Annotated in this window: 10 protein-coding genes; 4 read left to right on the top strand and 6 right to left on the bottom strand. The window is 40.8% G+C overall.

The genetic code is table 11. The annotated features are described in order from the left end of the window. Window positions 1-13: 13 nt before the first annotated feature. From cas6 to Q8M62_RS00580, 5 genes are all read right to left on the bottom strand, one after another. Window positions 14-913 carry a CRISPR-associated endoribonuclease Cas6 gene (gene cas6, locus Q8M62_RS00600; protein ID WP_304900086.1) on the bottom strand — a complete coding sequence of 300 codons (900 nt, stop codon included), beginning with the start codon at window positions 911-913 and terminating at the stop codon, window positions 14-16. Between the two features lie 98 nt (window positions 914-1011). After that, the gene (gene ychF, locus Q8M62_RS00595; protein ID WP_304900087.1) at window positions 1012-2109 is read right to left on the bottom strand and encodes a redox-regulated ATPase YchF; all 1098 of its coding nucleotides are present in this window, start codon (window positions 2107-2109) and stop codon (window positions 1012-1014) included. Next, the gene (locus Q8M62_RS00590) at window positions 2109-3203 is read right to left on the bottom strand and encodes an AI-2E family transporter (protein ID WP_304900088.1); all 1095 of its coding nucleotides are present in this window, start codon (window positions 3201-3203) and stop codon (window positions 2109-2111) included. The genes ychF and Q8M62_RS00590 overlap by 1 nt, the downstream gene beginning before the upstream one ends. A gap of 83 nt (window positions 3204-3286) precedes the next feature. Then, window positions 3287-3616 (bottom strand): DUF3276 family protein, encoded by a 330-nt coding sequence (locus Q8M62_RS00585; RefSeq protein WP_092729619.1) that lies wholly within the window; start codon window positions 3614-3616, stop codon window positions 3287-3289. 185 nt (window positions 3617-3801) lie between these two features. After that, entirely contained in the window at window positions 3802-4149 is a 348-nt protein-coding gene (locus Q8M62_RS00580; protein ID WP_304900089.1) for a 4Fe-4S binding protein, read from the bottom strand. A 175-nt stretch (window positions 4150-4324) separates the two neighbouring features. Between Q8M62_RS00580 and Q8M62_RS00575 the strand changes: the two genes are divergently transcribed. After that, window positions 4325-5296, top strand: a complete 972-nt coding sequence (locus Q8M62_RS00575) for an acyl-CoA reductase (RefSeq protein ID WP_304900090.1) — start codon at window positions 4325-4327, stop codon at window positions 5294-5296. Here Q8M62_RS00575 and Q8M62_RS00570 read toward each other — a convergent pair. Beyond that, entirely contained in the window at window positions 5289-7070 is a 1782-nt protein-coding gene (locus Q8M62_RS00570; RefSeq protein WP_304900091.1) for a histidine kinase N-terminal 7TM domain-containing protein, read from the bottom strand. The genes Q8M62_RS00575 and Q8M62_RS00570 overlap by 8 nt on opposite strands. A gap of 88 nt (window positions 7071-7158) precedes the next feature. Here Q8M62_RS00570 and Q8M62_RS00565 point away from each other — a divergent pair, with 88 nt between their 5' ends. The 3 genes from Q8M62_RS00565 (at window position 7159) to Q8M62_RS00555 (ending at window position 12157) form a co-directional block, all read left to right on the top strand. Next, the gene (locus tag Q8M62_RS00565) at window positions 7159-8475 is read left to right on the top strand and encodes a TIGR00366 family protein (RefSeq protein ID WP_304900092.1); all 1317 of its coding nucleotides are present in this window, start codon (window positions 7159-7161) and stop codon (window positions 8473-8475) included. Between the two features lie 139 nt (window positions 8476-8614). Continuing rightward, window positions 8615-10879 (top strand): aconitate hydratase, encoded by a 2265-nt coding sequence (locus Q8M62_RS00560; protein ID WP_304900093.1) that lies wholly within the window; start codon window positions 8615-8617, stop codon window positions 10877-10879. Between the two features lie 60 nt (window positions 10880-10939). Then, the gene (locus Q8M62_RS00555) at window positions 10940-12157 is read left to right on the top strand and encodes a porin (protein WP_305667993.1); all 1218 of its coding nucleotides are present in this window, start codon (window positions 10940-10942) and stop codon (window positions 12155-12157) included. Window positions 12158-12160 lie beyond the last annotated feature (3 nt).

Here is a 12160-nt window from a genome sequence, read left to right as displayed (position 1 = left end):
GAGGATTTAAATTTTATAGTTCTTCTGGCAGGTCTCCTTCAATTTCACCTTCTTCAGATGCAGGAGCTACATTTTGCCTTACACGCTCTGTAGGTTTATAAGGAACAAACCCTTCTCTTTTGAATTTGTAAGTTGTGGTTCGATTTGCGCCTGAAGGATGGTTTGCAAGGTCAAGCATTCCAAATCCTTTATGGGTAAATGCTCCTAATCCACACTTAAATACGAAGTCCTGTACTTCAGGTGCAGCATAGAGTGTAAAAGGAAGTGTATAGCCTCTTACTTCATACTTCACATCCATGTCGTAGACCGCATAGATTCGTGCAAACTTCTTCTGCTGCTCTTTAAGCTTATTTACATAAACCATGTCAGGCACAACTTGGAACTTGAAGAATGATTCCATCTGCTCAGGAGTATACCAACCCGATTTTTCCATCCGGGTCAAGGTAGATTCGTAAAGCAAATCAGAAAATTCGTCGCTGTCCGGATTGATAAATCGCTTACCGGCTTCTTCATTGAAGGCGGGAGTGATCAATACCAAAGGAGAGATACACACGAATTTGTTGTTGGTCTCGAGCGTGGGCTCAGTCTCCAATTCGGTGTATTCTGGCGAAAGGATTAAATTGCCCAGCTCGATTTTTGGCGTGGCAAAAACCTGCTCAAGCAAGTAATCCATGAAGTCTTCACTTTGTGAAGAAACGACGAGCGTCACCAGACTGGAGTAATAATGCAAGCCACTTCTACTTACTTTTGTCTGACCTTTGAGGCCTGAAAAGTTGAAGAAATTGTAGTTGAAGAATTCCTCTCTTCCTCCTTTTACAATTACTCCTTTGAGGAATTGCGCAAGGATATACTGGTGATGGAAAGGCAGGTAGGAGCCTTTGTTTTTAAGTGAAAATATAAGTCTAACTCTCACGGTGATTTAAAAATAAAATGAGACAATTATGAATTAAAATACTTATTTGTTTGGGTGAATAAGCAATGGTCAAAAGTACGAATAAATTTGAAAAAAAGTTAAACGTTGAACCTAAAATGCATAATATCACCGTCTTTTACAACATATTCTTTTCCTTCGATTGAAATTTTACCGTTTTCCCGACAGCCTGCTTCATTCTTGAATTGTTGGTAGTCAGCCAGTTTGATGACTTCGGCCTTGATGAATCCTCGTTCGAAATCAGTGTGAATAACTCCGGCTGCCTGAGGCGCTTTCCATCCTTTTTTTATGGTCCAAGCTCTAACTTCCTGAACTCCTGCTGTGAAATAGGTGATTAGATCCAATAATGAATAAGCGCCTGATATCAAACGATTCAAACCGCTCTCCTCTAATCCATATTCTGAAAGAAACATCGCTTTCTCATCTGCATCTTCAAATTCGGCAATTTGGCTTTCAATTGCGGCGCAAAGAATAATGACATCAGCATTTTCTTCTTTTACATTTTCCTTCAGGATATCCACAAATTTATTGCCTGTAAGAATACTGCTCTCATCCACGTTAGCTACATACAGGACAGGTTTGATCGTCAATAAATGAAGGTCTCTAACAGCCTCAAGCTCTTCCTTATCCGCTTCAATCGCCCGTGCATTCATGCCTGATGTCAGGCCTTGTTTGAATCTATTGAGAATCTCGAGCTCCGCCTTTGCCTTCGGTTCTCCGGATTTAGCTACTTTTTCGATTCGTTGGATTTTCTTTTCCACAGATTCCAAATCCTTCAGTTGGAGTTCAGTATCTATTACCTCTTTGTCAAATATAGGATCAACTCCCCCGGCCACATGGACAATATTATCGTCTTCGAAGCATCGGATTACATGAATGATGGCATCCACTTCGCGGATGTTTGCAAGGAATTTGTTTCCGAGACCTTCTCCTTTTGAAGCGCCTTTGACTAAGCCTGCAATATCGACGAACTCGATGATTGTCGGGACAACCCGTTGCGGATTGACCAGTCCTTCAAGAATTTGAAGTCTTTTGTCAGGAACCGATACTACACCTACGTTTGGTTCGATGGTACAGAAAGGGAAGTTCGCTGCTTCTGCTTTGGCGCTTGACAGCGCATTAAACAAGGTAGACTTTCCCACATTTGGAAGTCCGACAATGCCACATTGTAATGCCATTAATTCGTTGCTTTAATTTTAAATATTCGATAGGATTTGTACCCTCTGAAGAACTCCATTACGGATACTCTGAATATGGTATAAACCGGAATTGCAAAGATCATCCCCGTGATACCTGCAATTTTTGCCCCGGCAAAGATAACAACAAATATCTCAAGCGGGTGAGCCTTTACTGTTTTCGAGAAAATCATTGGCTGCAGTACCAGATTATCAGAGAGTTGAACTACTGCAAAAACTGATAATATCTTAAACAAAAAGTAGGTATACTCTGCATCGCTCAAAAAAGTACCTGTTGAAATTCCCACAATGATCCCGAAAGCTGATCCCAAAATAGGCCCTGCATACGGGATTAGATTTGCAACGGCAGCAAACAAGGCGATAGTGAGTGCGTAATCGACACCGACAAAGCTGAGTCCCAAACTGGCAATGGAAAAAATGAAAAGCATTTGGATCAGGAGGCCAAAAAGATAGTTTGAAAGCAATTTTTCAACCTTGGTAAAAGTGGCAACAGATAATTCGAAATAGGCATTGGGGATAAGATTCAAAAGATTTCTTCGCAACAGGCCATTTTCTAACAGCAGAAAAAATGTAATAAATGCCACAGCCATGATGCCGATCAAAAAGTTGCTGGTCAAATTAATTAAGCCACTGATGAAACTACCAAAGTCAAAAGTTCTGATAAAATCGATTATTGAGGTCTTTAGCTCTTCGAAAAGGGAACCGGGTTTATTTTCCAACAGCTGATACCTTAAAAGGAAACGTTCAATTCTTCCAATTGGCTCTTGAATTTGGGTATAAATACCTTCAAGGTCCATTTCAGAAAGGATGAGTATCTGATTATTAATCAGGGGAAGAAACAACAAACTCAAAAGAAAAAACAATAAAATTATGGAGGCATAAGAAATCAATATAGCCATCCATCTCGGAATATGCTGTTTGACAAGATGGAAGTCATTCAGTCTGTTTGTGAGAGGCCGCAGCAAAGCGGCAATGATCAATGAAAGAATAAGATAAAGGGTGACATTGGAGAAATACCAACCAAATAATAAAAAGGCTGCGATAAACAGAATAAGGTATAAGAAAAACCGCTGCATAGCTACAAAATAAAAGGAGGCGTTTGCCTCCTCAAATATACCGTAATGAACTGTGGATTAGCAATCACTAAGTTTTTGTTGGATTATTCCCACTTTAATTCATCGTTGATTTCATTTTCAGAATCTTCTTTTTCAAACTGGGTGAAATCGATCTCCGGCATCAACTCCTCCTTGAGGTGATCTACGGTCTCGTTAAGTGCATTCGCAAACTTGAAGAAATCTTCTTTATAGAGGAAGATTTTGTGTTTTTCATATGTAAATCCGTCTCCGTTCATTTTCCTTTTACTCTCCGTGATGGTGATGTAAAAGTCATTTGCCCGGGTGGATTTAATATCAAAAAAATAAGTTCTTTTTCCTGCTTTAACTTTTTTGGAGAAAATTTCTTCTCTGTCGTATCCTCTATGATCTTCCACAGTGCTTTCTGATTTTAGTGTTGGGTTGTACTAAATGATGGGTTAAAGTAAAACAAAAGCCCCGTAGAATTCAAAAAGGAATTTTACTTTTTTTTGAAACTGCAGTTAAAAGAGGGTTTCAAAGGTTCAAAAACAAGAATGAGTGGCAGAAATTCAACAACGAAAGAGTGGAATTGAAACCACTCTTATTCGCCGTGCATAAATGCTTTTTTTGCAAGTAACTCTTCCTCTGTTTCTCGATTGTCAGGATCATCGACGCAGCAATCAACCGGACATACAGCAGCGCACTGCGGCTCTTCATGAAAACCGTTGCATTCGGTGCATTTTGCTGTCACGATGTAATAAAACTCGTCTGAAACAGGCTCCTGTTTTTCAGTGGCGTCCACTACTGTGCCATCCTCCAGGGTTACTTGTTTTAAGGTTGTTCCTCCTCCCCATGTCCATTCTACTCCGCCTTCATAAATTGCTGTATTTGGACATTCAGGTTCGCATGCACCACAATTGATGCATTCGTCTGTAATCATTATTGCCATGGTTCAATCAATTTGAATCCCAAAAGTACAATCTCAACAGCTCCAAGGCAATAAAAAGTTGTCATACTAATTAATTTAATTTTATTCCAAGCTTAGACGGTTTTGGTACCTTTGTGCTATGGAAGTAAGATTATCGTCAAAGGAAAGGATTGAGGCTTTTTGCAGATTGGGTAATTTGCTCAGCAATTTAAACGTGGAGGAAAAGGATGATCTTTTCCGAAGAGCTAATAATCAGAATAGCTGGTTTACAAAGGTCACAATGGAGTCTGCTTTGAATGGTCTTTCCAAACTTTTAGAAAAAGAAAAACTTGAAAAATGGCTTTCTACATACTCCCTTGCTGAAACCCCAGTTTCTCGAAAAGTCGGAATCTTGATGGCGGGAAATATCCCGGGGGTTGGATTTCATGACCTGATGTGTGTCTTGATTTCCGGCCATATTGCAGTTCCTAAACTTAGTTCCGCTGATTCCTTTTTTTCACAGTGGCTGATTAACCGATTATTGCAGCTTGAACCTGGTTTTGAAAATTACATTCAGGTGGAAGAGATGCTGAAAGGAATGGATGCTTATATTGCTACAGGCAGTGATAATTCGGCCCGATACTTTAATTATTATTTTGGCAAATACCCAAGCATCATACGGGCAAATAGGACTTCGGTAGCAATTTTGACAGGAAATGAAAGTCAGGAAACCTTGGATAGATTGGGGCAGGATATATTTCTTTACTTCGGATTGGGCTGCAGGAATGTATCCAAGATTTTCGTCAAAAACGTAGTCCAACTCCAGCATTTTTTGGATGTGATGGAGAAGTTTAACTGGGTTGCTTTAAATCATAAATACCTCAACAATTACGAATACATCAAATCCATCTATTTGGTCAATAGTGAGCCCCACTTAGACAATGGTTTTTTGATTCTCAGAGAGAGCACTGAACTCGTTTCACCAATAGGTGTCCTTTTTTATGAAGTGTATGGCTCAAAGGAAGACCTTATTCAAAAATTAGATTCATTGGAATCAAAAATCCAATGTGTCGTAGGAGATCCAAATGAAATTCCGGGAGCTATTAGCTTTGGTGAAGCGCAGTACCCCGAGCCATGGGATTATGCGGATAAGGTGGACACCCTGAGATTTCTTTTAGGACTCAAGTAATCAATGTGGTAACAGATTCAGCTGCCTTAGGTATAGTTACGCAGAATTTACTGCCTTCACCTAATTTGGAATCAACAGTCATCGTCCCACCATTTTTAAGGATATATTCCCGAACTAATACTAATCCTAGACCTGTTCCAGTTTCATTCGCCTGTCCTCTTGTGGTAAAAGAGATACCATTATTTAACTTATAGAGGTTCTCCTCGGAGATTCCAGTACCAAAATCCCGTACACAAAGTTTCAGATTATCGCCTTGAATTTCATTGGTGACCAAAACCTTGGAATCCGGATTAGAAAATTTCAGTGCATTAGAAATCAAATTCCGGACAATTAATTCCAGCATATTTTTATCTGCAAAAGCCCATGCGTCTTCAAAACCATGAAGTTCGATTGTGATGGATTTTTCTATAGCTATTCGATCTAAAAGGTTTTTTTGGCTGTTGAGCAACTTTGCCAAATCCACCACTTGAGGCTGTAAGTATTCACCCCGAAGTTGTGAGCTCGTCCAAGCCAAAAGGTTTTCCAGGAGAAGAGCAACATGTTCCATGTTTTTGGATACCTCGGGAAGCATGTCCAGAAACTCTTCTTTAGAAATAACACCGCTTTGAGTTAAGTGTATAAGTTCTTTAACTCCAAAAACAGGGCCTTTGAGGTCATGAGAAATAATACTGAAAAACTTATCCTTGAGATCATTCAATTGTTGAAGTTCTACGGTCTGATTTTTCAGTTGCTCATTTGTTTTTATTTGTTCGGTGATGTCATCCATCAGGAGCAAAACGCCAAGTGCTAATGTCTTACTGTCATTTATTTGAACAGCTTCCACGCGAAGAATTCTTTCCTCACCATCAAGGGCGATTCGACTTTGGATCGTGTGATTTTTTCTCTCCTTTATTAATTTTTCGATCTCTGGCCTATGGGAAAAAATAAGTTCGGAGGCCTGCCCAATTCGAATTTTATCTGGTTGGGCACAAAAGTTTTTTGAGGTAGCGTTGAAATCAACAATCTTGTTTTGATTGTCGAAAATCAAAACTCCACGGGTCATCGCTTCTAGAATTTTATCTCTTGCGACAGGCTTTAAATTGAGAAGATTGAACTTCAAAATGGCGATTGAAATCAAAAAATAGGAGAAAAGAAAAGAGAACGGAGTCATGTCCAAGCCCTGAAAAGGCTTCAACCAAGAGAGCTGATATAAGACATTGATAACCAATGGGAAAAATCCACCTATTATCAAAAGTCTCGTTTGAAGCTTAAAGTGAATATTTGCATATTGGAAACGATTCCAAAGGACTAAGGTGCCCAGAAAATAAAAGAAATAGGAATAGATGACCAGGACAGGATACCAGATTCCTTTTTCGATACCTAGGATTGGAAAAGGGCCGTCTGCGATCAGCCAACTGTCTTTATAATGGAGATTGTGCCAGCTGTTTGTAAGTACAATCAGGTAAGTGAGGAAAGGTAGAATGAAAATTAAAGGATAAAGCCATGGTTTTTTGGAGGTGTCGTACGCAGTATATTTCAGTGCAAAAACCAACCAACAAGAAGGTGCCAATACCAGTCCTATGTATTGGAGTTTAACCCAAAAAAGCATATCCTCCAGAGTTTGAGCGGTGAGTTCGACACCGTAAAAAAAGCCCCAAATTGATGAAGCAAGCATGGTAAATGCAATCCATCTGACAGAATCTTCTAATTTGAGTCCGATGTAAATTGAAAGTCCTCCGACCAGTAGGCTCGAAAAAATGAGCGTCAAAGCATATGGATTGAGTATAAATTCCACAAATTCCAGTGTTTACCTTCGATTAGATGAAAGTTAAAAATCGGTTTAATTATTCAATATTAATAAGATAATATTTAACTAAAAAATTTTGAGAAAGCCCGGAAAAGAAAATCTTCTTGATCATTTGATTTCACCCTTTGGTTTAGTTTTAATTCTTACATTTTTAACCTTCTCTCTGGTGTTAGTCGGCAGCACAGGAGAGGAGGTGGTAAAGACTTACGATTTTACCCAAGCATTCGGATTTTGGCAAAATGGTTTTTTTGGCTTGATGGGTTTTACCCTTCAGATGATGATGATCTTGGTTTTCGGTTTTTCGCTTGCGGTGTTTAAACCTGTCAATTTATTTCTCAGAAAGCTAGCTCAGCTACCGTCTACTTTGGTCTCGGCAGTACTGCTTACCGCGGCGATTACCATGATAGCAGGTTTGCTTAACTGGGGTTTTGGCTTGATAGTAGGAGCAGTGCTCGCAAGATTTATGCAGCAGGCGCTTCTTGAAAAGGGGCAAGTTTCTAATCCTGCGCTACTTGCAGCATCGGGGTATTTGGGGATGGGGATCTGGCACGGTGGTTTTTCTGGTTCAGCACCACTTAGCGTCGCAGAAAGTGGTCATTTTCTTGAAGCAAAAGCCGGCGTGATTCCAGTTGAGTTCACCCTATTTTCAGCATTTAATCTAGTTACCACGTTTGGTCTTTTTCTGATTTTCATGGGCACTGCATGGTATTTAGCCCGAAATAGCTCAAAAACTTCTGATTCAAACCATGCGTTATCAATCGATCCCCTGGAGCCGGGAAAACAAAACGGATTAGCAAGGATTGCTGGCTTGTTTATGCTTGGAGTTATACTGGTGGGAGTGGTATTTGCAGAGGAGTCAGGACTTGGTTTTGTCTCACTCAACTGGGTCAATTTTCTCCTGTTTTCTATCACACTGATCGCATATAGAAGTTCTTTGAATTTTTCAAATGCAATTGCCAATGGTTTGAAAAGCTCCGCTGATATATTTATTCAATTTCCATTTTATGCCGGAATCCTCGGATTAATTACTGAATCAGGCCTGTTAAATGAATTTGTCAAGATGGGCAATGAGATTACAAATCCTGAATCTTTCCCGCTTTTTTCATTTTTCAGTGCCGCACTGGTAAACTTCTTTATTCCTTCCGGTGGGGGACAATGGGCTGTTCAAGGTCCCATCATTTTGGAAACTTCTGCGGCGATGGGATTGGATACCGGGAAAATGGTGATGGTATTTGCTTTTGGGGATCAAATCAGTAACCTCCTTCAACCTTTTTGGGCGCTTCCTCTTTTGTCTATCACAGGTGTGTCTGTCAGAAAAATTTTCCCCTATACGCTTGTTTTCTTTTTGGTAGGATTGGTTTGGTTGTGGGCTTCGATTTTTTTCTTTTTTTGAATAAAATGTGTGATGAAAAGTTTAAAAACTCGAACAAACACTACAATCCAGTCTGCGGTTGATTACCTTTTCTGAGGGCTTTTCCCTATATTCGCACTTGAAAAAATCGAACCTTTTATCCACATAAATATCCAAAATAATGGCTTTTGATATCGAAATGATCAAAGCGGTGTACGCCCGGTTTCCGGAGCGAATCGCAGCAGCGCGAAAGGCTGTAGGGCGCCCACTTACTTTGACAGAAAAAATTCTTTATGCGCATTTGAGTGAAGGTCCTGCTTCTCAGGCATATAGTAGAGGTGCTTCTTATGTTGATTTTCAGCCTGATCGTGTGGCGATGCAAGATGCAACGGCACAAATGGCCCTTCTTCAATTCATGCAGGCAGGCCGAGACCAAGTGGCTGTCCCATCTACTGTACACTGCGATCACCTGATCCAAGCAGAAGTAGGTGCCGTAAAAGATTTAACAAAAGCCAAAGATAAAAATAAAGAAGTATATGATTTTTTGGCATCTGTATCCAATAAATACGGAATTGGATTTTGGAAGCCGGGAGCGGGGATCATTCACCAAGTGGTGTTGGAAAATTATGCTTTCCCTGGAGGAATGATGATTGGAACTGATTCACACACACCAAATGCAGGCGGTCTCGGAATGATCGCAATCGGTGTCGGTGGTGCCGATGCCTGCGACGTAATGGCAGGCTTAGCTTGGGAGTTGAAGTTTCCGAAATTAATCGGGGTCAAGCTCACTGGAAAAATGTCCGGCTGGACCTCTGCCAAAGATGTAATTCTTAAAGTAGCCGGAATTCTTACTGTAAAAGGGGGAACTGGAGCAATCGTTGAATATTTTGGCGATGGCGCACGCTCGCTTTCTGCTACCGGTAAAGGTACAATCTGTAATATGGGTGCCGAAATTGGCGCTACTACTTCTATTTTTGGTTATGATCAGAAATCAGCAGCATACTTTCAGGGAACCGGCCGAGCGGACGTTGCATCACTTGCTGATTCAATTGCCGAACATTTGACCGGTGACGAGGAAGTTTATGCAAACCCGGGAATGTATTTTGATCAAGTAATTGAAATTAATCTTTCTGAACTGGAACCGCATGTGAACGGTCCATTCACCCCGGATTTGGCATGGCCAATTTCCAAATTTGCTGCAGCAGTAAGGGAAAATGGATGGCCTGCGAAATTGGACGTAGGATTGATTGGCTCTTGTACCAACTCCTCCTATGAGGATATCTCCAGAGCGGCCTCTTTGGCTCAGCAGGCAGTAGACAAAAAACTTGTTGCCAGATCTGAATATACGATTACTCCGGGTTCAGAGCAGGTTCGATTTACTGTAGAGCGAGATGGTTTCTTGGATACTTTTGGAAAAATGGGAGGCGTAGTGTTGGCAAATGCATGCGGTCCTTGTATCGGACAGTGGGCTCGTCATGGTGCTGAAAAACAAGAGAAAAACTCCATCATCACTTCTTTCAACAGAAACTTTGCAAAGCGAGCCGACGGTAATCCAAATACCCACGCATTTGTAGCTTCTCCTGAGATTGTAACAGCCTTGGCAATTGCGGGTAATTTGACTTTCAATCCCTTGACAGATACCCTGACCAATGCGGATGGTAATGCCGTGATGTTGGACGAACCGACGGGGATGGAACTTCCGCCAAGAGGATTTGCAGTGGAAGATGCCGGCTATCAGGCTCCTGCTGAAGATGGTTCAAAAGTTAGTGTACTGGTTGATCCTAATTCCGATCGACTACAATTACTTGACTCTTTTAAGCCTTGGGAAGGGACAGACCTGAAAGGATTAAAACTATTGATAAAAGCAAAAGGAAAGTGTACCACTGACCACATCTCCATGGCAGGTCCTTGGTTGAAATATCGAGGTCATTTGGATAACATTTCAAATAACATGCTGATCGGTGCAGTCAATTATTTCAATGATTCAACCAATAGTGTAAAAAACCAATTGACTGGTGAATATGCTGAGGTTCCTGCCACTCAGCGAAATTACAAAGAGAACGGAATCGGTTCAATTGTGGTGGGTGACGAGAACTATGGAGAAGGCTCCTCCAGAGAGCACGCTGCTATGGAGCCTAGATTTCTTGGAGTAAGGGCAATATTGGTGAAGTCTTTTGCACGTATTCATGAGACAAACCTTAAAAAGCAGGGAATGCTGGCATTGACTTTCGCTAATCCTACTGATTATGAATTGATTCGTGAAGACGATTCCATTGACATCGTGGGTTTGACTTCGTTCCTGCCTGGAAAACCTTTGGAAGTGGTTTTGAATCACAATGATGGAACTGCCCATACGATTACCGTGAATCATACCTACAATGAAGGCCAAATCATGTGGTTCAAAGCAGGTTCTGCATTGAACTTGATCAAGGCTGCGATTTCCTAATTTTAGCAAAATTAAAGTAAAGCCGTAGCGTCCTCGTTACGGCTTTTTTTCTACCCAACGATGAAGAATTGTTCTCCAAATGGTTGCTTTCCGGTCTTTCTGTCAATCCTCCTATTCAGTTTGATTTCTTCAACAGCATTCGCTCAAGTAGAAAGTGATGAAAGAGCGCTGCTTAATGTGAAGAATGGGATCAGTATTTCCAAGGATTCACTTTTCATGCTAAATCTCAGATTTAGAATGCAAAATCGGTTTGGATTTAAAACAGAGAGTGGAGAAAATTTATCCATTGAGGAAACTGATTTTCGGGTAAGAAGACTAAGGTTGCGTTTTGACGGGTATGTTTTAAATCCAAGAATCCAGTATTACATCCAATTAGGTTTTTCTAAATCAGATCTTGACTTGGATGCCGGTGAATTTGCACAGCCGATTCGGGATGCAATTATTTACTATTACCTGAAACCGAATCTATATTTTGGATTTGGTCAGTCTAAATTACCCGGGAATAGAGAACGGGTGATTAGCTCCGGAAACCTCCAATTTGCTGAACGCTCTATCGCAAATGGAGTTTTTACTCTTGACCGAGATTTTGGTTTTTTTGGATATTATACCCTGCCGACAAGGGGCAAAGCAGAATATCAATTGAAAGGAGCTTTAAACACAGGGGAGGGAAGAAATCCCTCACCTGGTGATGGAGGCCTGAGCTATACAGGGAGATTTGAATATCTGCCATTTGGCAGCTTCCTGAATAATGGAGACTACTCTGAGGGCGATCTCGAATTCGAAACGAGTCCAAAATTGTCAGTTGGCTTGACTTATAATTTGAATAAAAATGGTGCAAGGGCTAGGGGGCAAATCGGACAGTACCTCTATGAACAGCGGGATCAGAATGTATTTATCGCAGATGCCATGTTCAAATACATGGGGTGGGGAGTGCTCACAGAATACTTTCATCGAAGTTCTTCAGATCCGATTACTGAGAATGCACAGGGACTTAAGCGAGCCGTTTGGGTTGGCAAGGGTACAAATGTCCAATTGAGCAAAATGATTTCTGGAAAATCGGAGTTGGCATTTCGTTATGCAGCTATAAGACCTGACGGATCCATAGAAGGGCTTGAAAAAAGAGGTGAAGAAACCAACTTGGGGTTTACCCGATATTTGAATGGGCATCGGATCAAAATTCAGGCAAATTTTGGATACAGTTGGTTTGATGGTGTATTAGAACTGCAGGATACTGACAATTTTTGGTTTGGAACCTTCCAAGTTGAGTTTGGGATTTAATTT

It is taken from the genome of Algoriphagus sp. (genome assembly GCF_030694375.1).
Classification (GTDB): Bacteria; Bacteroidota; Bacteroidia; order Cytophagales; family Cyclobacteriaceae; genus Algoriphagus.
The sequence above is the reverse complement of the archived record's forward strand: the minus strand, read 5'-3'. Positions and strand labels throughout refer to the sequence as shown.